The sequence below is a fragment of the Bacillus sp. DB-2 genome, assembly GCF_003315125.1.
GTDB lineage: Bacteria > Bacillota > Bacilli > Bacillales > Bacillaceae_G > Bacillus_A > Bacillus_A mycoides.
This window is the reverse complement of the sequence record NZ_QNRN01000018.1, coordinates 70,330-91,825: the sequence shown is the minus strand read 5'-3', so window position 1 is coordinate 91,825 and position 21,496 is coordinate 70,330. Positions and strand designations below refer to the sequence as shown.

Below are 21,496 nucleotides of genomic sequence, written 5' to 3'. Positions count from 1 at the left end.
CCTCTTATCATGTTACTATCTTTTAATGACCTAACTTCATTTTACCATACATTCCCTATTCTTTTGAATGAACAGCTTATATGTAACAAAGTTTTAACAACCTTAATATTTCCCTAATATCATATAATTCATGTATCCTTTCAACTACTTCATATGTCTAATTGTCCAAGCTCACACATATGCATAATAGTAAGTCAAGCTCATCATAGAAGAAAGAGGGATAACATGGACAATCAACAATGGCAAGTAGCAAAGAAAGTCGCTGCTACTTATATCGGAACGGTCGTTGGAGCTGGATTTGCTACTGGGCGAGAAATTGTTGAATTTTTTACAGTTAACGGATTGTACGGAACCATTGGCATATGTATAAGTGGATTTTTTTTTATTTGGCTCGGTACAAAAATGATGTTACTTTCATCACAAATCGGGGCATTTTCAGCGCAAGAATTTAATAAATATTTATTTGGGGATGTATTTGGAAATGTCGTAAATACTTTATTATTACTCGTATTATTTGGCGTAACTAGCGTTATGTTATCAGGAGCCGGGGCAGTATTTGAAGAACAACTTCGTCTCCCGAGACAACTTGGTATTTTCATCACAGTCATCGCCTGCCTCATTATTGGGAGCCGGGGATTACAAGGTGTTTTTGAAGTGAATACACTTGTCGTACCTATTATGATGATTTTTATTATCGGACTTGCTATTACAACCTTTATTCATGGTACAACTCCTATTATTGACACCGTTCCTACAGAAAGTTGGAATATGAAATGGATTACTAGCCCTATTACATATGTTGCATTAAATCTGTCTCTCGCCCAAAGTGTTCTCGTCCCATTGGCCAGTGAAGTAAAAGATCGAAAAGCTATTTTATGGGGTGGTATTTTAGGCGGCGCGGGGCTTTGCTTTATTTTATTATGTAGCCATTTAGCAATATTATCAGTTGAACAATTTTATCAATATAACATCCCAATGGCTGAAGTTGTAAGAAGGTTTAATGCAACTTTCCATTTTTTCTTTGTTCTTATCATTTTTGGTGAAGTATTCACAACATTAGTTGGGAATATATTCGGAATGACAAAACAAATGCAATCCATTACCGGATGGAAAAGTAATAACATTATTTACTTCATATTACTAATTAGTTATTGCTTTAGTTTCATTGGATATAGTGAATTACTTCATATTCTATACCCTATTATCGGTTGGGTGAGCATCATTTTACTACCGATTATTGCCTTTAAACAACTTCAAAAAACATAAAAAAACATCCGTGTATACGGATGTTTTTCATCTTCATTCACAGTCTTCACATACTTCCCAGTACGGCCCCATTTCTACTGCAAGATATGGCTTTAATTGCAAACGAATCATTCGACTTGGCATGCGTTCCAATACGAATTGAATGCCGTCTTCCTCTTCATCCAACTCAACTTTTGAAATAGCAATTCTTTGCATAGTAGTAATAGGGCTTCCATCTTTATATAAAGTGATTTTCACCTCATCATACTCATTAAAATACAATTCAACATTCATTTGCTTTTTTAACATTTCATCAACAATTTCATAATTATCATTTTGTTCCTGGATTATATATTTCCAGCCGCCTCTATCTAATTCTATTGGAGCAGCTTGGAATAATGTCATCAAATCCTCGTATAGCATAAGATAACCCCTCTCTTACTAAAAAACGATGAGTATTTTATATACCCTTTATCTCTATCACTATCCATGTTTATTGTACCATATATCACAAATCTTACCGCATTCATTTGCTTTATAAACACATACAAAACATATAGTATTTTCAGTTCACTCTCTATTCACTAGTATGTTCCCTTACTGATAACTTATCACTTTCCTTATTTCCTACACACTACTTATAACTCTTAAAAAACCACAAAAAAGAAGAGTAATTTATATCACTCTCCTCATAAGATTTTCCCTGTAGCTGCTAATGCTAACACTATAATTAAACTTGCAAATAATAGTGATACAATTAAACTAAAAATCGGTAATATTTTCTTTTCATTATTCTTAAATAATAACCTTAAACTAAGAATGATATTTAATGGAACAAATATAAAATAAAAGTATTTAACGATTTGTAATGAGCTATTTGAAAGTGTTTTAAATACAAACACTTCAATTAAAAAAGCAACAAAGAATAAAATGCTTAACCAAAACGAGACATAGCTAAGCCAAGAATATCTTTTCGTTCCCCAATACACTCCCATACTGATCTCCTTTAAACGTAGTATATATTATATTAATTATACACCCGCTTAACAAATTCCTCTATTTTTCGACAAACATTAAATGCATTGAACCTCTAATCCGTTTATCAGCTAAAAGACTGTCTCTAATAGCACTAATGCTATTTTGAGACAGCCTCCCCTTTTTATACTTTAAATCTTTCAATTAATACTTGTAACTCTTCAGCCATTTGAGATAGTGTACCAGCTGCAGAACCAATTTCCTCCATGGAAGCTAACTGCTCCTCAGCTGACGCTGCAACACTTTGTGTACTCGTCGCATTATTTTGTGCCGTCATAGCAATTTGACCAACCGAAATAGATACTTCATTTGCACCTTTTGACATCCCATTAGCCGTTTCAACCATCGTTTTAATTTGGTCAGCAATTTCATTTGTAGATTGTAAAATTTCAGTGAAATTTTGTTTCGTTTCATTTGCAATAACAAGTCCAGATTGCACTTCTTCATTTACATTATTCATAGATTTTACTGTCTTACTCATATCATCTTGTATTTCACAAATTAATTTACTAATTTCACTTGATGATACACTAGATTGCTCTGCTAATTTTCGTACTTCATCAGCAACAATTGCAAAGCCTCTTCCATGCTCACCAGCTCTTGCAGCCTCAATTGCTGCATTTAAAGCTAGAAGATTTGTCTGATCTGCAATATTTTGAATAACTTCTAAAATATCACCAATTTGCTTTGATTTGTTATTCAACAACTGAATAACAGCATCTGACTGTGAAACAGATTCCGCAATAGATTGCATTTGATTTACTGTTTTTCCAACTAGCTTTCCACCATCTTCTGCTTTTTCGCGAGTGTGAGCAGAAGCAGTATTAATAGATGATGAGCTATTTGCTACATGCTGAATCCCTTCTGTTACATCAAACAGTAACATAGCACCATTTTCTACGCTTGCTGTTTGCGTCGTTGCACCACTTGATATTTCATCCATTGCTGATGTAATTTGTTCAGTCGCTTCACTCGCTTGTCTCACACTTGCTGTTAACTCTTCAGATGCAGCTGCAACATGCCCTGCTGAAGTATTAATTCTTCCAATTAATGTACGTAGTGAATGAGTCATCTCATTAAAACCTTTCGCAAGTTGTCCAATTTCATCATTTGAATGTATTTGAATCGTTTGAGTTAAGTCCCCTTCGCTTATTTCTTTAGAAGTGACAACTAGTCTCTTTAAAGGTTTGGTAATAGAAAGTGTCACGAAATAAATAAGCACTCCACCTACAACTAATGAAATAAACATTACAATTAACATATTATAAAATACAGGTTGAGCAGCTTCAACTATTTCATTTGAATATATCGTCCCTGCAATTTTCCAACCTGTTTTTAAATTTGTCGCGAATATCATTTTCTTTTCACTACCACCATAAGTGTATGAAAAAGTGCCATGGTTATCTTCGTATATTTTCTTTCCCCAAGAATCATCTGCCTTGTCACCCGATTTTTCTTGAGGGTGAGCAATTATTTTTTGTTTTCCATCTAAAATGAAAGCATAGCCTTTTTTACCAATATTGATTAACTTTGTTGTTTTTAATAAATTATCTAAGCTTAAATCTACCGCAATAACACCATTTTTATCTTCAGTTTGTTTTGCGATTGTTACGACAATATGTCCATTCCCTTGTGCCTTATATGGTTCAGTGACAACAATTCCACCTTGCTTATTCACTGCATCTTTATACCAAGAACGCGCTGTTGGATCATAATCTGCTGCCATTTGTATATTGGGTTCTTGTACAAATTTTTTATCGTTTCCAGCAACATATACTTGTTCTACATCTTTGTTCAAACTAATATATTGGGATAATGTTTTTCTTAGCTCATCCTGATTATCCCCTTGATACATATCACTATGAATCACTCGTGCAAAATTATTTACATCGTTGAATTTCGCTTCAATCATTTGATTGATTAAATTATCCAATATTTTTATATTATCCTGAGCGCTACTCATAATTTGTGATTCAAAATTCTTTTTAGCTGTTTGATACGACATGCCCCCAATAATAGAAACTGCCGCAATTAATATAACAAAAAAGGAAATTAATAGCTTTTTTGCTACTTTCATATCTCTAAACCAACTTACTAGTTTACTCATTATAAACCTCCTGCATTTCAATATTAAGCTTTAAAGATTAAATAGAGCTAATTTTGAATATATCCCATTCCTTAGTTTCTATTTTTATAACTTGTTTTGATGAACACTTTGTAAAGTTTAAACAAATTAATTTCTTTTGTCTATATATACGAATAACATTATTATAAAATTTACAAATATAAAAAACCAAAGGAACAAGCCCTTTGGTTTTTTACATTTTTTTATGTTGTTTAGAAACCTTTTTCCATCTATCTCGTTCCGCTCTTGCCAGAGTAATGTTTTGTTTTCTCATAACATATGCCAATTCTCTTTGCAGTTTTTTATAGCTTAGTAAGCGCTCTACGGGTATAGTTCCGTTATCTATAGCACTTCGCACTGCACATCCTGGTTCACCTTCATGTTTACAATCTCGAAAGCGGCAAGTATTTGCAAGATCTTCAATATCGGAAAATGTAGTTTGAATTGCCGTGCTTCCTTCCCAAAGCTGAAGTTCCCTCATACCAGGCGTATCAATTACTAAACCGCCACTCGGTAATTGGAACAATTCACGGTGAGTTGTCGTATGCCTTCCTTTACTATCTTCTTCACGTATATCTCCGGTTTTTGCTACATCTGTTCCTATTAATGCATTTAATAAAGTAGATTTCCCTGCACCTGAAGATCCAACTAAAGCAATTGTTTTTCCTGGTGAAACAAATTGTTGCAATAATTCTATTCCGATGTACACTAAGCTATCAACAACAAATATAGGAACACCGATTGCTACCGCTTCAGTTTCTGCAATTTTCTGTTCCACATCTTCACATAAACTACTCTTCGTTAAAACAATAACAGGCATTGCACCGCTCTCATAAGCCACCAGCAAATAACGTTCCATCCTTCTTACGTTGAAATCATGGTTAAGTGCATTCACTAAAAATAGATAATCTACATTTGTTGCGATAATTTGTTCTTCAGTTCTGTTACCAGCTTCTTGTCTTGAAAAAGAACTTCTTCTCGGAAAAATACGGTGAATAATTGCCTTTTTCTCATTTTCTATTTTCTTTATATACACCCAATCCCCAACTGCCGGATAATCTCCCTTCGTTAACGCTTCATGACGAAACTTCCCAGACAGTTCCGCTACATATTCACCATCATTACAAATAATCCGATATATATGCTTATGCTCAAGTAAAATACGCCCTACTTCATAGTTCTCTACAGCTTGTTCTTCAAAAAAAGAATCCCATCCGAAAGATTCTAAAATATTTTGATCCAAATTGATATCCTCCCTAGTTTGAACTTAGTGGAAGGATTGTGCGCTCACTTATAGAGTATCGCCCTTTCCGTCCACCTTTGTATTTGGTTTATTATTCATATAAGTTAATTTCGCCATAATACATCACCCCGTTCTAATTTTAATTACTCTCATTATATGGAATATCCCATTAAAAAGCTACCTTATTTAACGTAATTTTCAAATAACTTATTTTTTAGCATTCTAATTTGTCCACGATGACTAATTTCATCTTCTATCACATGAAACCAAAGATAGTGCTGGTTATACGCTACACCGTTAGGCCACTTTCTTTCTGACATTAGCCATTCGTCATCCTGTTCACTCAAACACTTTAGTGTTTCTTCTCTCACTTTTTGCAAAAGTTGTACATAATACGGTATGTCATAGCCACGAATAGATTTCCCAGCTTCCCCTAAATACAGTGCATCTTCCCATATTTCTAATTCTTCTTTTGTAAAGTCACGCTTTTGAAATGAAATAAGCTGATGTGCTTTTTCAATAGCTACTATATGCTTTAGTAACGCTCCGATGGAATTCCCTCCACTCGGCATAATTAAATCTAATTGCTCAACTGATAGATCGTTTATTTCCTGTAATGTTACAGCCCTCGTATGTTCCAGCATGCTTACTAATTCCCCTATATTTTTTGTATAACCATCTACACTTCTTATTCGATAATCTATATTCATATCACGCCCCCCTTTCTACATTCATATTAAGGAATAACCGCTTCATATAATAGACTGAAATATATCAGATTTTTCTGTTATAATTAAATTGAATACGGAATAAACCTAAACAAACTTTCTCAATATGCTTATATGAAATATTAAAAGGAATCAATATAAAATTATCGAATCTTATTCACTAAAAGGAGTGGATTCGATGGAAATGTATCAATGGCTAACCGCTGTTCTCGTTGGTGGCATTACTGGCTTCGTTTCCCATCTGATCAATAACCAAGGCAAGTTATTGCTTCCACGCCGTTTAAAAACTTTTTTTCATTTTGGATTTTTAACTGATATTTTTACAGGTAGCCTCGCCGCACTTCTTGGACTCGTTTTATTCGATGTCACCTTAATAAAAGAAATTATAAAAGTCTCCATTGTGACCGCTATTTCCGGTCAAACGTTTTTACTTCACCAAGCTCTTGGTGGTGAACAGGCTAAAAATACGCAAATTGGAAAAGCTGATGAGAAAATCCAAGAAATTGACAAACTATTACGACGTTAGTCTATACTTTCTCTAAAAATTATTGTTATAATAAAAAATAAATATTTTCTATTGTGTCGTTTGTCAGAAGAAAGGGTGTTTCGTATGACAAAAAAGAAAATAGAAGATTTCTTAACAAACACCGAAAAAGAGAAACTGCTAGAAAACTATAAATGTTTACGAGAAGCCCGCACAAAAAGCGAAGCTAACTATTTTGGTGAAGCAGTAAACCATCTATTAAATAAAGCAAAACAACGAATTATTAATGATGCAGGCATACATGATGAAAATGCAGCAACTGTTCAATCAAAGAGAAAAGCACTGTTTTAGCTAAAACAGTGCTTTTTATTACGGCATTTTTCACATTACTTTCACATCTATTTCACAAATATAAGTAGTCCTATATGTTAAACTAAGTATATCCTTTTCCAAGGAACTATATGCCGATATATAAATCCCTATCTCTTTAGGGATTTTTTATTTTTTTGGATTTCCCCGATTTATTTTTAAAGGCTTTATGATGCAATTCCTGTTTCACTATCTTCACTAAGCTTTTCACTTTTTCTAAACAAAAATAAAGCTCCTATATATAGTAACGCAGTAAAACTACCTACAAGTATAAAATTGTGAGATGCTGCAAATAACATTCCTGCTATTGCCGCTCCAATCATTTGGCCAATATACATAGAAGCATTAGCAAGAGCGGCTCCTGTTCCTCTTGCTATACTAGACATATTTTGTAAGCGCCCCATCATCAATACAAACAAAATTCCTGTCACAAAAAATAAAACAAAGAATAATAACTCCACAAATATAATGTTCTTTACATGAGGAAGTAATACATATAGCACAGCTGTAAATACAATTCCACCATAGAAAGAAAGGTTATAACCAATTTTATTTACGATTCTTGGGCCAAAAATATTCCCTGTTAAATTTCCTAACCCTAATACGAGCATAGCTGTTCCTATTTCATGGACTTGTAAGCCAAATTGAATGGAAAGCCATACACCAAAAAATGAAAATGCAGCAAAATTACCAGTTTGAAAAACAAAATATGCAAAATAAGAAAGTGAAACCTTTGAATCTGTAAGTAATTGTTTATAGCGCTTTAAGATGTTTGTTTTACTTCCACCTATATGAACCGGTTGTATTTCTGGTAATACTACATAAATAAGAACGACAAGTAGTGCTGATAATATACCAATGACGAAGAATGGTGTTGTATAATGTATCGTTGCTAAATATGCTCCAATTGGCAGGCCTAAAATTTGGGAGATTGATAACCCTGCTGTTGCAATTCCAATTGCTTTTACAATTTGCTTCTTCTCTATAAGGAGCGGAATAGATGCCCATACTTGTGGAGATACAAAAGCTGCACTTACACCTGCTAAAAATCTAAATGTTAGCATCCATAAAAAACTCGGTGCCATTCCACACAAAAATGTACTTAATGCAAAAAAACTCATTCCTAATACCATCACTTTTTTTCTGTTTAAGCCATCTGATATAGGACCAGCGATAAGCGCAAATCCAGCGTATCCTAAAGCATATGAACTCACCATCCATCCTGATAATTCAGTTGATACATGATACACCTGTTGTAATGTCGGCAAAAGTGGTGAAATTAAGAAAGTATCTGTACCAATCATAAACATTATCGTAAAGAATACAGCTAGCACTCTTTTCATTTAAACCTTCTCCTTTTATATAAAAAGAGGGCCCTATCCCTCTTTTCAACTAATCTTCTAAAATAGATTCAATCTCTTTCATAACTTTTTCATTCAATGAAACATCCACTGCTCTTACACTTTCTCTTATTTGCTCTGCTCGTTTCCCACCAGGAATAACAGTATCAATTCCTTTTTTGTTTAATAACCACGCTAAAGCTAAATGCGATACTTCGAGATTCTTTTCTTTAGCTAAGCCTTTTAACTTCTCAACTTTCTTAAAGTTACTCTTATATGTATTTTCTTCAAATAGATTTACACTTTGACGCCAATCCCCTTCGTTCAATTTGAAATCTTCTGTATATTTTCCACCTAGTATCCCAAAGGCAAGAGGCCCGTACGGAATAAATGAAATACCTGATTCTATACAATATGGCAAAAGTTCTTCCCCAGCAGCACGATCCAACATATTATACGGTGATTGTACAACATCTATATGTCCGTGCTGATTCGCCTCTTTTAGTTGCTCTACATTTACGTTAGATATTCCAATTGAACGAATTTTCCCTTCTTCTTTTAGGCGAGTAAGCTCTCCAATTGAATCTATGTAACTTGTTTCAGGATTTGTAAAATGTAAATAATATAAATCAATATAATCAGTTTGTAATCTTCTTAAGCTATTTTCCACAGCATTTCTTAAATAGCTTGGTTCATTATTAATATGAACCTCTCCATTTAATAACGGCTGAATTCCACCTTTTGTAGCAAGTACAAACTCGTGGCGTTTTCCTTTTAATACTTCTCCTACCAATTCCTCTGATCTACCGAAACCGTATGAATCTGCTGTATCAAAAAATGTAATCCCTTGCTGAATTGCTTCTTCTATTAATCTTTTTCCTTCTTCCTCATTCACATCAGCATATAAATTATGTCCCCCAACAGCGTTTGTTCCTAACCCCAACTTCGAAATATTTAGTCCTGCCTTTTGCAATTTTGTATAATTCATTTTTTATCCCCCTATATTTCTATTGTTCGATTATATTCGAACAATAGAAATATACCACTTTATATGTTATAGTGCAAATATATTAACTTATACAAGCAGGTGAAAAAATGCGTACTCTCTATCATCCAAATCGAGAAGAAATTCAATTCTCTTCTGTCTTATATGCACTTAGCGATCAAATTCGTTTACAAATTGTAACTATGCTACTAGAGAAAAATGAACAATCTTGTGGTGCGTTAAACATTCCAATTGCGAAATCAACTTTATCTCATCATTTCAAAGTTTTACGTGAATCTGGTGTTATGTATACACGCCTTGAAGGCACACAACGTTTCATTTCAATTCGTGAAGATGACTTAAATGCTAGATTCCCCGGTTTATTAGACGTCGTAATACATGCAACAGAACCGTACTAAAAAACATCTCATATTCATATGAGATGTTTTTTAGTAATTACTATTCTTTTAATAAATCTATTAATCCATTCCCTTCAGATGTACGTTCATACCCTAAAGGTACAGTCCTTTTTATAAGTTGCGCATATATTTCCGGCTCTGATAATTTTTTACCATACTCTCTCTCACACTGCTTTATGAGAAGTGCTAGCGCCCCAGCGACATGCGGCGTCGCCATTGAAGTACCACTTAATACCGCATATTTCCCCTCTGGATAGGTAGACAGTATTTCATCACCCGGCGCTACTAAATCAATTTCTTGATTTGAATTACTAAAGCATGAAATTTTCCGCTCTAAATTAACAGCACCTACTTCAATTACTTCAGAATAAGCACCTGGAAAATCTAATTCTTCCGTATCATCGTTACAATCTCCATCATTTCCTGCAGCGCACACGACAAGTACGTCTTGTTTTACCGCATTTTGAATAGCTTCATGTAACTCTGGTACATCTTGCGGACCACCAAGTGACATTGAAATGACTCTAACTCTTTCTTTATTAGGCCCTCTCCAATTTACTGCATAATGAATGGCCTCAATAATTTGCTCATAACTCCCAGAACCATCTCCCGCTAAAACCTTTAACACTAACATTTTAGCAAGTGGTGCGACTCCTAAAACACCAACACCATTTTCAGTCGCTGCAATTGTCCCCGATACATGAGTACCATGCCCATTATTATCAAGATAAATATTGGGATTTCCTTCATAATCTTTTGTGAAATTTCTCCCACCAATAATACGATCTTTTAAATCTACATGATTTACATCACAACCTGTATCTAAAACAGCAACGACAATGTCTTTTCCTTTCGCGCTCTTTTCCCATACTTGCGGAGCATGAATCAATTGTACACCTGGTGGAATTTCATTTACTTGTTCAACTACTTTATTTACAGTAAACGGAATTAATTTAATGCCTTTTTGTTTATTCGCTGTACTACTATTCATCGTAATCCCTCCTGAAAATATATTATTTTCATTTCAGACCACTATTGAATGCGTTTAGATTTAACATTCGTTTTATTCGTTCCATTTCCCTTCCTCTCAAATGTTTCTCAATAAACAAAAGAAAAGGACCATTAATGGTCCTTTTCTTTTTCAGTTTTTCAATAGAATAATATAAAGTGAAACTATAATCAGTGGGTGGTGTTCATCCCCCACTGATTATTAGCCCTCACCAATCGGGCGTTTACGGGCAATTGATCTCCCACCTAACTTCTTTGCTTCAGCCGAGTTTTGAGGTGGGAGTTTTACTGCCCACAAATAGCGGGATAAATTAAGACTAAATCTTACTCTTGTTCAAAAACTGCTCAATTTCTTTTATTACATGTTTTGCGCCTTCTATACTAACAGTAATATTTCCATTTGCTAATGAAATATTTTGATCTGAAACATCACCTGTTATTTGACAAGCATTGTATGGTTGATATTTTTGTAAAATGACTTTGTCTTCTTCTACAAAAATTTCAAGTGGTGATTTGATTTGTATTCCTAATACATCCCGTAATTCTTTAGGAATAACTATCCGTCCCAATTCATCTACTTTTCGAATAATTCCTGTTGCTTTCATGTTACTCCCCCCTTACTCTCTATTATTTTTTTCACCTCGCTATTTTCATTTTATCACTATATATTTGGTAATGCCTTACTCTTTTTAGAAAATATAGTACAAAAGTTAAAAAAACACATTTAACGAATATTCAATCTTTCTTTCAATTGTTTTAAATAACGCGATCGTATAATTAAGAAGTATACAACTTGAATACCTACGAAAATACTTAATACAATTGTATTTTCTTTAAACAGTGAGTACTCAAACATTTGTCCTAACGCAGTTAATGCTACTGCCCCGTGTAATGTTGCAACTCCAACTGGAACGAAGAATAAAAGCGCTAAGCGGATTGTGACTACTTTCGATAATTCCCCTCTCGTCAATCCAACTTTTCGAATCATTTCAAATAAACGAGTATCGTCCTCCAAATCTGAAAATAAACGGAAGTAAAGGAAGCTTCCTGCACAAACGAAAAATACAATACCAATAAAGAAACCTACAAATAAAATGGGTCCTGCGATTTGTAGACTTTGATTTTGATCGTACTCTTCTGCACTAAACGTTGAATGTTCTTCATAAGGCTTAATCTGATTCGTAAGCTCTTTACCAACCTCAATTTCATCTTTCGTGGATTGTGTTTTATACATATAATCTTTTTCTTCTTTAAATCCATCTTGTAATGAATCATATTGATTTTTAGAGATTACATACACATTACCTCTTAGTATTTTACTTAATGAAGAAGTATTGACTTTTTTCACATTTAAAGGTTCATTCATATTTGGTAAAGTAATTTCTTTTCTTTCTTTCATCGGTGGTCCGGGTATTTCGACTGACAAAAATAAAGCCTCTTTATTTGATACAGTATTAAATGGTTCTCCTGTTAACTTTGCATATTCTTTATAATCTGATTCTTTTATAAAAATGGCGCTTCTTAACGACTGCTCCTCCGTTTTCTTCGATGAAATATTTATTTTTGAAGCTGCTATATTATGTTTCTTTAATCCTTCGTCAATGATTTTCAGATGCTGTGACTCATTGCTATTACCTTGCTTAGACTGATAGTGAAACGCAATTGGTCTGTCCATAATTTCTTTCGTCATCGAAGCAAATCCAACCAATGTACCTATTGCTGAAAATGCTACTGTTGAAATAATTGTTACAATAAAGAACATCCTTGCATTATCTCTCATACGGTATGCTAAATCTGACAAAGTAATAATATTTGTCTGTGTCCAATAGAAACGTTTGCTTTTTTTACATAATCGAATAATAAAGACGCTCAACTGCTTGTACAGCAAATACGTACCAATAATGACTACCGTTGTAACAGGAATCATCATTATAAATACCATTGCACCATGTGACATAAGAGCTCCTGCATAACCAGCGCTAAGCAATACTACTGCTAATATAGAAGAAATTATAGATGCCTTCGGTTCTGGCTTCGCCTCTGCTGATCCTCTAAACAATTTCATAATTTTATTTTTACGAACCATTCCTGCACTAAACAATGAAATGATCATAAATAATACGAAAAACATAATACTCGTCACAACAATCGCTTTCATCGGTATGTAATAGGATAAAGAGATATCTAGTTTTAATATCATCGGAGCTACAAATATTAATATCCCTGAAAACAACATACCTGAAAGAATCCCAAAAATTATTGCCCCTATTCCAATCATTATATTTTCAAAGAAGATAAGACGCTTTAATTGATATTTCGTCATACCTAGCATCATTAAAATTCCTAGTTCACGCTTTCTCGTTTTTAAAAACATTCCCATTGAATATAAAATAAAGAAGAATGTAAATAAGTAAATAATAGACTGCGCAAAAGACATACTTACGAATACGTACCGTCCTAATTCTCCAGCACTTAATGCCGGATGAAACGCAAAAAATGAATACACAAAAAAGGCCATAATTGCAAATGCACTACTCAAAAAATAAGCTGAGTATGTTCGTCTATTTCGCGTTACATTTCGAAATGCGAGTTCTCTAATGTTCATACTACTTCTCCGCCCTTCTACTAACTATACTTTTATATTAGTAAAGTTCGGAAATACCTTCCATCGATTCAAATGACAAAAACCTTACATTATTGAAAGGTTTTAAACAATTGCTTATATAAAACAGTTTCATTATAATGACTACATTCATACACGCATCCTATTGTATATTCGTTAGTTTTGCGAAATAATAAAGGATAGAAGTATGTACCAATATACATATAAACTTATTTACCGCTTTAATATGAATAGGAGGAAAACATAATGACATTACAAGAACAAATTATGAAAGCATTACATGTTCAGCCTGTAATTGATCCGAAAGTAGAAATTCGTAAACGAATTGATTTCTTAAAAGATTATTTAAAAACTACAGGTGCAAAAGGATTTGTACTTGGAATTAGCGGCGGACAAGACTCTACACTGGCAGGACGTTTAGCACAGCTTGCAGTCGAAGAAGTTCGTAATGAAGGTGGTAACGCAACGTTTATCTCCGTACGTCTTCCATACAAAGTACAAAAAGATGAAGATGATGCACAATTAGCATTACAATTTATTCAAGCTGATCAGTCTGTTGCTTTTGATATCGCTTCAACAGTTGATGCTTTCTCAAATCAATACGAAAACTTATTAGGCGAATCATTAACAGATTTCAATAAAGGGAACGTTAAAGCGCGTATCCGTATGGTTACACAATACGCAATCGGCGGACAACAAGGGCTACTCGTTATCGGAACTGATCATGCTGCTGAAGCTGTAACAGGTTTCTTCACAAAATTCGGAGATGGCGGTGCAGATTTATTACCATTAACGGGATTAACGAAACGCCAAGGACGTGATTTATTACAAGAATTAGGTGCAGACGAGCGACTTTACTTAAAAATGCCAACAGCTGATTTATTAGATGAAAAACCAGGTCAAGCTGATGAAACAGAGCTAGGCATTACTTACGATCAATTAGATGACTATTTAGAAGGTAAATCCGTTCCAGCTGACGTTGCTGAAAAGATCGAGAAGCGTTACAAAGTGAGTGAACATAAAAGACAAGTACCAGCGTCAATGTTTGATGATTGGTGGAAATAGAACATAAAAAAGAAGCTAATCTCATTTAGCTTCTTTTTTATACGTTAACGATATACCCCTACTCTTTTCTCTAATAAATCCTGCAAGCAATCTTCATGTTGTTTATTAAACAATGGCGGCATTTTGTCTAAAGGGAAAAACTGCAAATCTAACGTTTCATCACCGTCTATTTTTGTATTCCCTCCAACGATTGAAAACTTAAAGAATATTACAATTGCCTGTGCCTGATCTCCATTCGGATATGTTTGAAAATATTTCGTATACACACCAATGAGCTCATCAATTTCCACATCATATCCTGTTTCTTCTTTTATTTCTCGAATCGCAGTTTCTGCCGCAGATTCCCCGATTTCCATTGCACCGCCTGGAAATCCCCAAGCATTAAAGTCTCCTCTTTTTTGCAGAAGCACTTCACCAAATTCATTAAATACACAACCTCCTGCAAAATTCAAAATAACATAATCATGCCCTACTTTTTCACGTAATTCTTTTATATAATTAGCCATCTTCTTCCCCTTTTCATACATCTTCTATCGCTATTTCTTATCTTTTTCAAGCAATTCAATAATTCGATCTAGCTTCTGGTTCATATTGATCACATGTTGTTTTTTTTGCAGTACTGCTTTGCAATAACCTTCTAACAAACAAAGTAAATGATAGGAAAAACAAAACGATAAGTCCGATTACTAAACAAGTATATATAAATGTAAAAATATTGCTTTCGAACAAATCCATTCAGATTCCACATCCTTCCTCTTTTATTTTATCCCATAATTCTGATTTTTTAAAGTAATACATAATAAAAAGGGCACCTTTTACAGATGCTCTTTTTCATTGCTTAATACGTAAATGTAATTGTCGCTAATGAATAACCTGCCATTGCACTATATGGCGCAACTTGATAAGATACACGCTTTGCACCTTTTGGCCAAGCTATTTCATCTAGTACTTTCTTTATATCTTGCATCGTTCCATCCATTGACTGCTTATATCGTACTTCTACTTTTTCTGGCTTGGAAGCAAATTGTTGCTGTAATTTTTTCTTAAACTCATTGTAATTTTCCGCTCCGTATTGTGCAGATAAATACTTTAAATTTGTTTCTTTTAACATTTGTTCATATACAGCAGTTTTTGAACTACCGGCTTTTATTTTGCTTGTTAATTCACCAAAGTAGCTTGTAGTTGCCGCTGGATATTCACTACGATCCCATTCATGGTCTTTGCTTAATTGTTCATCAGATATATTAAAATATGAATATGTTACGCGGCCAGCTTTATCAGGAACTGGATCATCGAATGTAGTATCAAGGTGGTACCACTTGTTATCAATGTTCACTAAATTCCATGCGTGAGCTTGTCCATTCCCTGTACCTGTTACAATATGATTTTGAATACCTGCTTCTTTTAGTAATTGATATGTTAACAATGTATATCCTTGGCAAACGGCAGAACGATTCGCTAACGCTTCATACGCTGTATATGCTTGATAAGAAGTATCATATGATACTTCTTTCACAACATAATCATGAATAGCTTTCACTTTTTCATGTTCATCCATGCCTTGTTTAATGATAGAATTTACAATTGCTTTCGCCTGAGACTTTACATACTGTGTTTGCTCTTTTGATTCACGATACTTCACTTGTAATGTAAATGTATAATTCCCTGGCATCCCTTTTATAGAATATTTAGTAGACGCTACATTATATTTTACATACTCATCAGCATCTACAATTTTATTAAACTCGCCATACAATTGGTCCATAATATTTCTAGCATTTCTATCTTTTGTTTTATATGTGATTGTAATATTTTCTTCTCTATTATCAATCTGTTTTTTTAATTCTTTTCTGAAATCATTTAACAACTTTGCATCTGATTGTGTTGTCACTGTAGTCGGATTCGTAGCCGCATAAGATACAGCTGACGCCTGTAAGCCTCCCATTACTATAGTTGAACAAAGTGCGGCAGCTGTCACATACTTACTTGTCTTTCCCATCTTGTCACTCCTTACATTCTATAACTATACAAAAAAGTATCGTATAGTTTCAGAGTATACAATACTTTTCAAAATAGGTCATATGAGATTATGCATATTTAACATTTTTAAAAGGGTTGTTCTTTTAGAAAAAGAACAACCCTTTTTTTAGCAAGTTTGCAACACACAGCATGTATTTTCAAAATGGCGATTTTTCAAGTCTTCATTTCCAATACAGAAATAAAGCATCCCTAAATCTCCCCACATCATATTACAATTTTTAGTATCTGAATCAATTTGGAATAAGAGCGTCATATGCTGTGGATCTATCCCCATATATTGTCCAGTCTCGTACAATACCTCATCTTGTACAGAGAATGGTTCTCCAAACATTTGATGATTATCATAGTTGTCTGGGATTAGCTCTTCAAGTAATTGCAAGAAACGATCTGAATCCGCCTCATCTTCAATGAAAAGCTCCGGTAATTTATACGTCAGTTCAAAAGTAATTGCACACTGGTTATATTTCGCTTGTATTTCATCTGCTCTACGTAATTGCTCTACAGGGATATCATAATAAATTACACGTCCAGCTTCGGTTGGATCCACATCTTCTTCAAAGTAATTTTCAATACTAAAGAAATATAGCATCCCTGTCTTAGGAAGATTGTGATCCATACCAACGTTTTGTAAATCACTTAAATTAAATTGTGCGATAAAACGTAACGGATTCTCTTTGTATGTTGGATATTCAAATGTATTTGGCAAATCAGGAACTCCGCCCATTTTCGAACTGCCTATCGCAATTATTTCCTGTTGTTTTGGCACAACTTTTACACAAGGAAATACAGTATTAATAAGTTCCTGTTTCAAATGTGTTAGTTCATATTTATCAATTAATATTTCAATTTTCTGTTCCATAAATTCTCCTTACATTTACATACTTATTTGTATCATAGCACAAAGATTATACTTCATTCATTGTAAATTCAACAAGCCCTCAAAAAAACGGGCTTATCCCTCGTACGCGAACAAGTTTAAAAAAGCATAGTATACATTGTTCCTACAAACACGATAGTTCTTTATTTCTTCCAGTACATTTTCCCCTCGTTCATTTTTATTTTTAATTTAAGGAGGAATTCCACATGGGTTACGGATATAGTTGCGGTGGTTACGGCGGTGGTTACGGTTACGGCGGTAGTTGTGGTGGCGGTTGTGGTTATGGAGGTTTCGCTTTATTAATCGTTTTATTTATCCTTCTAATCATCATTGGAGCTAGCTGTTGGGGCGGCGGATTCGACTGCTAGTAAACTTAAAAACTATTGTAAAAAAGCGCGTACAATACGTGCTTTTTTGCCATTTTCAAATTTTCCATCTGAAAGGAAGTATGTTTAATGAAGATTGATGGTGTTTTCGAGGGAGGCGGTGTACGCGGAATTGCGCATGTGGGGGCAATTTGCGCGTTAGCCGAAAAAGGATATGAATGGGAGCGCGTAGCTGGAACATCAGCTGGTTCAATTATCGCAGCGCTTTTAGCAGCTGGATATTCTTGTTCCGAATTAAAAACAATAATAACCGATATTGATTATAATAAATTTATGAAGAAAACTTTTCTTGATAGAATCCCGTTTATCGGTAAAGGAATAAGTGCATGGTCTACTCTAGGTATTTATTCCAATGTATTTATAGAAGAATGGCTTGAAGAATTACTGCGAAAAAAGGGCGTTCACTTATTTACAGATCTACCTGATTTAAACAAACTCAAAATTATAGCTTCTGATATAAGCAACGGTAAAATGGTTGTCTTCCCCGATGATTTACCGAACTATGGATTTTTAAATTATCGCTTCTCTATTGCTAAAGCTGTAAGAATGAGTAGTACAATCCCTTTCTTCTTTGAGCCAGTAAAATGGAGAACACCAAAATGGAAGCAGCCTTGTTATATGGTTGATGGCGGGATTTTAAGTAATTACCCAATTTGGATTTTCGACTCCCCTACCTCTCCTCGCTGGCCGACTTTTGGATTTCATTTTGTAAAAGATGAAATTCAAGCTGATCCTGCCCATTATAAAGAACCTATTTCCATGTTCAAAGGACTATTTAAAACAATGATGCAAGCTCATGATTTACGGCATTTAGATAAAGAATCAAAAGCAAGAACAATTACAATTCCTACAGGGACAATTACAAGTACAAATTTTGAGTTAACGAAAGAAGAAAAAGAATGGCTGTACAATTCTGGTTATAACTCCGCAAATAAGTTTTTACAATCTTGGAACTTCAGACAATATGTTGATGAATATAGAGACGGAAATCAGGATCGAAAAACAAATCGATTTTTCCGTCAACTTGACTCATAATACTTTTATTTTCATACGAGAAGACTTGACGCTTTAATAGTAAATAAGCCTAGTAATTTCATATATTACTAGGCTTATTTATCTCCTACATACCACACACATTGCTTAAGGATAAGTTAACCCTTCAGCTTCTTCCGCGGTAATTACTATGTAACGGTTTCCGGTTCTTAATCCTAACAGTTCTGCTTTTTCAACTGCATCCTGTTTTGTCTCTGCATAAGCAGCTAAATATTTATCCCCATCGATAATTTGGCAAATCACATATTGTTTCATGTTTTTCTCCTTTTACCCTTTAATTAATTGCGCAACCTTTTTTATTCCAACTTCAATTTCTTCTACAGTTGCATAGGAATAAGAAAGACGTAAAAATTGGTTAGCACTTCTATCATACAAAGTGCCTGGGTTTAACAACACCTTTTCTTGTAAAGCTTTTTCAAATAAACTACGATTCGAAATTGGTAGATTTATATGTAGCCAAATGTAAAAGCTTCCTACTGGCTCATGCCAAGTTGCAATGCCACTACAATACTTTTCTAACATACTTATCATAAAATCTCTACGTTTTTTCAATTCACTTCTTACAAACTGTAAATGTTCATCATACAATCCATTTTCAAACCACTCCGCTGCAATCTGCTGGGATATAGAACTTGAACCATAATCAGTTTGCATTTTTATATCTGCTAATCTTTGAATAACGGATTCTGATCCAACAACCCACCCAATTCTTAAACCAGGACTAATGACTTTGGACATACTTCCAATATGTAGCACGATACCATTTTTATCATATGCCTTTAAAGGCTTTGAAACTGGTGCATCGAACCATAAATCTTGATATACCGCGTCCTCAATAATAGGTAATCCAATTTCATTACATATCTCCATCACTTCTTCCCTCTTCTTAGCGTTCATACTAAAATTGGTCGGATTATGAAAAGATGGGATTGTATATAAAATAGATGCGTTAAATTGTTTCTTATATTTTGTGATATAGGAAGTATTTATACCATTCTCATCCATTGGTATTCCAATCAAGCGCATTCCTGCTGATTGAAATACATTAAGCGAATATAAATATGATGGTTTTTCTAATAAAATTGACGCTCCTTTCGGAAGAAGCCCCATAGAAATAAGCTGCAATGCTTGGATTGCTCCCGAAACAATTAAAATAGAGTCAGGAGATACATATACCCCATGCCCTTTTAAATATTCCGCAATTTTTTCTCTTAAATGGAGATTTCCTTTCGGTTCCTCATACCCAAGTGTAACATTTGATTGTAGAATTTTATTAATAATACCCTTCATCTTTTTCTCAGGCAAGAGACTCGGTGAAAGTTCACCTGTTCCTAATCGAATTACATTGGGAGTAAATTCAGCTTGATTAATCTCTTGTACAGCAGGAAGATTCGGATAATGAAGTCCTGTTTCTACATAAGACTGCCAGTTTGGAGGCGGGGCATATGTAGAAGTACTCTCACTATTATTTATAACAATTGTTCCCTTCCGGCCATTCCCCTCGACATACCCTTTGGCTATTAACTCATCAAAAGCCATTACAATTGTACTTCGGTTCACTTCAAACGTATGCGCCAAATCTCTTTGTGAAGGTAATTTAGTTCCAATTGTCCATTCCCCATTAACAATTCTCTCTTTTATATAAGATTCTATTTGTTTATACAAAGGAATAGATGAAGACATATTAGGTTTCCAAACGAGCCTTTCCATTATCTCACCTCACATATTTTATGGTTGGTAACCTATCCAACCATATGGATGGATACAAATTTTCATTTCTTCTATACAATATAGACTATCATAATTAATCAAATTAAGTAGGAGGTAATCTGATGAGTGAAGCAATTATTCACGGTATCATCCTTGCATTTGGTCTTATCATTCCATTAGGTGTCCAAAATGTTTTCGTCTTTAACCAAGGCGCTAGTCAACCAAATATTTGGAGAGCTGCTCCTGTAGTCTTGACTGCATCTATATGTGATACATTATTAATATTAATTGCTGTACAAGGTGTCTCTCTTGTCCTCTTAACTTTCTCTTGGTTAACAACCACCTTGTATATGATTGGATTTTTCTTTCTTATGTATATGGGCTGGGTTATTTGGAGAAGCGATCCTTCAAATGATGTAAAACAAGAAAAAAGCATGCCTTTAAAAAATCAAATTATTTTCGCCGCATCAGTTTCATTACTAAATCCACACGCAATTTTAGACACAATTGGTGTAATCGGAACAAACTCTATACAGTACATAGGAAGTGAGAAATGGGCTTTCACTTTTGCAACAATTATAGTTTCTTGGATCTGGTTTATTAGTTTAGCTTTTGCTGGAAAATTTCTAAAAGGATTTGACTCGACAGGAAAAACGATTATAGTATTAAATAAAATTTCAGGGCTAATCATATGGGGAGTCGCACTTTATATGTTAAAACAAGTTGTTTTTCCTAACTAATTAAAGAGAATTGCATGTTAT

At 34.1% G+C, this 21,496-nt stretch carries 23 protein-coding genes and 2 pseudogenes; 8 read left to right on the top strand and 17 right to left on the bottom strand.

The window, feature by feature from the left end:
• Positions 1 to 225 precede the first annotated feature (225 nt).
• Positions 226 to 1,266 (top strand): YkvI family membrane protein, encoded by a 1,041-nt coding sequence (locus tag DET63_RS25845; RefSeq protein WP_002031445.1) that lies wholly within the window; start codon positions 226 to 228, stop codon positions 1,264 to 1,266.
• 33 nt (positions 1,267 to 1,299) lie between these two features.
• Here DET63_RS25845 and DET63_RS25840 read toward each other — a convergent pair whose 3' ends face one another.
• The 6 genes and pseudogenes from DET63_RS25840 to DET63_RS25820 form a co-directional block, all read right to left on the bottom strand.
• Entirely contained in the window at positions 1,300 to 1,668 is a 369-nt protein-coding gene (locus DET63_RS25840; protein ID WP_002086098.1) for a DUF3979 family protein, read from the bottom strand.
• A 266-nt stretch (positions 1,669 to 1,934) separates the two neighbouring features.
• Positions 1,935 to 2,240, bottom strand: a complete 306-nt coding sequence (locus DET63_RS25835; RefSeq protein WP_113938269.1) for a hypothetical protein — start codon at positions 2,238 to 2,240, stop codon at positions 1,935 to 1,937.
• Positions 2,241 to 2,404: 164 nt separating this feature from the next.
• On the bottom strand, positions 2,405 to 3,223 hold the full coding sequence (locus tag DET63_RS31150; RefSeq protein WP_431168351.1) for a methyl-accepting chemotaxis protein: 819 nt from the start codon (positions 3,221 to 3,223) through the stop codon (positions 2,405 to 2,407).
• A 123-nt stretch (positions 3,224 to 3,346) separates the two neighbouring features.
• Positions 3,347 to 4,243: pseudogene (locus DET63_RS31145) on the bottom strand (HAMP domain-containing protein); the annotation flags it as partial.
• A gap of 355 nt (positions 4,244 to 4,598) precedes the next feature.
• Positions 4,599 to 5,648, bottom strand: a complete 1,050-nt coding sequence (rsgA, locus tag DET63_RS25825; protein ID WP_113938267.1) for a ribosome small subunit-dependent GTPase A — start codon at positions 5,646 to 5,648, stop codon at positions 4,599 to 4,601.
• A 182-nt stretch (positions 5,649 to 5,830) separates the two neighbouring features.
• Positions 5,831 to 6,358 carry a DinB family protein gene (locus tag DET63_RS25820; RefSeq protein ID WP_113938266.1) on the bottom strand — a complete coding sequence of 176 codons (528 nt, stop codon included), beginning with the start codon at positions 6,356 to 6,358 and terminating at the stop codon, positions 5,831 to 5,833.
• A gap of 196 nt (positions 6,359 to 6,554) precedes the next feature.
• On the opposite strand from DET63_RS25820, the gene DET63_RS25815 reads away from it, so the two are divergent.
• Together DET63_RS25815 and DET63_RS25810 are read left to right on the top strand one after the other, a co-directional pair.
• Positions 6,555 to 6,902 carry a DUF4257 domain-containing protein gene (locus DET63_RS25815; protein WP_000426320.1) on the top strand — a complete coding sequence of 116 codons (348 nt, stop codon included), beginning with the start codon at positions 6,555 to 6,557 and terminating at the stop codon, positions 6,900 to 6,902.
• Between the two features lie 84 nt (positions 6,903 to 6,986).
• A complete protein-coding gene (locus DET63_RS25810) occupies positions 6,987 to 7,211 on the top strand; it encodes a hypothetical protein (protein WP_002064959.1) in 225 nt (74 codons plus the stop codon).
• 185 nt (positions 7,212 to 7,396) lie between these two features.
• On the opposite strand, the gene DET63_RS25805 is transcribed toward DET63_RS25810, so the two are convergent.
• Together DET63_RS25805 and DET63_RS25800 are read right to left on the bottom strand one after the other, a co-directional pair.
• Positions 7,397 to 8,572, bottom strand: coding sequence for an MFS transporter (locus DET63_RS25805; RefSeq protein WP_113938265.1), 1,176 nt, complete (start codon positions 8,570 to 8,572; stop codon positions 7,397 to 7,399).
• 49 nt (positions 8,573 to 8,621) lie between these two features.
• On the bottom strand, positions 8,622 to 9,557 hold the full coding sequence (locus DET63_RS25800; protein WP_113938264.1) for an aldo/keto reductase: 936 nt from the start codon (positions 9,555 to 9,557) through the stop codon (positions 8,622 to 8,624).
• Positions 9,558 to 9,664: 107 nt separating this feature from the next.
• Between DET63_RS25800 and DET63_RS25795 the strand changes: the two genes are divergently transcribed.
• Entirely contained in the window at positions 9,665 to 9,973 is a 309-nt protein-coding gene (locus DET63_RS25795; protein WP_001259916.1) for an ArsR/SmtB family transcription factor, read from the top strand.
• A gap of 40 nt (positions 9,974 to 10,013) precedes the next feature.
• Here DET63_RS25795 and DET63_RS25790 read toward each other — a convergent pair whose 3' ends face one another.
• From DET63_RS25790 to DET63_RS25780, 3 genes are all read right to left on the bottom strand, one after another.
• Positions 10,014 to 10,964 (bottom strand): serine protease, encoded by a 951-nt coding sequence (locus DET63_RS25790; protein ID WP_113938263.1) that lies wholly within the window; start codon positions 10,962 to 10,964, stop codon positions 10,014 to 10,016.
• 334 nt (positions 10,965 to 11,298) lie between these two features.
• A complete protein-coding gene (locus DET63_RS25785) occupies positions 11,299 to 11,586 on the bottom strand; it encodes an AbrB/MazE/SpoVT family DNA-binding domain-containing protein (protein ID WP_002012401.1) in 288 nt (95 codons plus the stop codon).
• Between the two features lie 119 nt (positions 11,587 to 11,705).
• Entirely contained in the window at positions 11,706 to 13,586 is a 1,881-nt protein-coding gene (locus tag DET63_RS25780; protein ID WP_113938262.1) for an ABC transporter permease, read from the bottom strand.
• A gap of 264 nt (positions 13,587 to 13,850) precedes the next feature.
• Between DET63_RS25780 and nadE the strand changes: the two genes are divergently transcribed.
• Entirely contained in the window at positions 13,851 to 14,669 is an 819-nt protein-coding gene (gene nadE, locus DET63_RS25775) for an ammonia-dependent NAD(+) synthetase (protein ID WP_002064947.1), read from the top strand.
• A 44-nt stretch (positions 14,670 to 14,713) separates the two neighbouring features.
• Here the strand turns inward: nadE and DET63_RS25770 are convergent, their stop codons facing one another.
• From DET63_RS25770 to DET63_RS25755, 4 genes and pseudogenes are all read right to left on the bottom strand, one after another.
• Positions 14,714 to 15,175, bottom strand: coding sequence for an NUDIX hydrolase (locus DET63_RS25770; RefSeq protein ID WP_113938261.1), 462 nt, complete (start codon positions 15,173 to 15,175; stop codon positions 14,714 to 14,716).
• A 30-nt stretch (positions 15,176 to 15,205) separates the two neighbouring features.
• Positions 15,206 to 15,404 (bottom strand): annotated as a pseudogene (locus DET63_RS25765) (DUF4083 domain-containing protein).
• A gap of 103 nt (positions 15,405 to 15,507) precedes the next feature.
• On the bottom strand, positions 15,508 to 16,668 hold the full coding sequence (locus DET63_RS25760) for a transglutaminase domain-containing protein (protein WP_113938260.1): 1,161 nt from the start codon (positions 16,666 to 16,668) through the stop codon (positions 15,508 to 15,510).
• 147 nt (positions 16,669 to 16,815) lie between these two features.
• Positions 16,816 to 17,568 (bottom strand): YwqG family protein, encoded by a 753-nt coding sequence (locus tag DET63_RS25755; protein ID WP_113938259.1) that lies wholly within the window; start codon positions 17,566 to 17,568, stop codon positions 16,816 to 16,818.
• A 224-nt stretch (positions 17,569 to 17,792) separates the two neighbouring features.
• On the opposite strand from DET63_RS25755, the gene DET63_RS25750 reads away from it, so the two are divergent.
• Both DET63_RS25750 and DET63_RS25745 read left to right on the top strand, forming a co-directional pair.
• Complete coding sequence (locus DET63_RS25750) at positions 17,793 to 17,954, top strand: YjcZ family sporulation protein (protein ID WP_113938258.1); 162 nt, start codon at positions 17,793 to 17,795, stop codon at positions 17,952 to 17,954.
• Between the two features lie 87 nt (positions 17,955 to 18,041).
• On the top strand, positions 18,042 to 19,007 hold the full coding sequence (locus tag DET63_RS25745) for a patatin-like phospholipase family protein (protein ID WP_113938257.1): 966 nt from the start codon (positions 18,042 to 18,044) through the stop codon (positions 19,005 to 19,007).
• 105 nt (positions 19,008 to 19,112) lie between these two features.
• Here DET63_RS25745 and DET63_RS25740 read toward each other — a convergent pair whose 3' ends face one another.
• Positions 19,113 to 19,280: a DUF3933 family protein gene (locus tag DET63_RS25740; RefSeq protein ID WP_002012388.1), complete on the bottom strand. Its 168-nt coding sequence runs from the start codon at positions 19,278 to 19,280 to the stop codon at positions 19,113 to 19,115.
• Between the two features lie 12 nt (positions 19,281 to 19,292).
• Positions 19,293 to 20,735: an aminotransferase-like domain-containing protein gene (locus DET63_RS25735; protein ID WP_113938256.1), complete on the bottom strand. Its 1,443-nt coding sequence runs from the start codon at positions 20,733 to 20,735 to the stop codon at positions 19,293 to 19,295.
• A gap of 122 nt (positions 20,736 to 20,857) precedes the next feature.
• Here DET63_RS25735 and DET63_RS25730 point away from each other — a divergent pair, with 122 nt between their 5' ends.
• Positions 20,858 to 21,475 carry a LysE/ArgO family amino acid transporter gene (locus DET63_RS25730; RefSeq protein ID WP_002031419.1) on the top strand — a complete coding sequence of 206 codons (618 nt, stop codon included), beginning with the start codon at positions 20,858 to 20,860 and terminating at the stop codon, positions 21,473 to 21,475.
• Positions 21,476 to 21,496 lie beyond the last annotated feature (21 nt).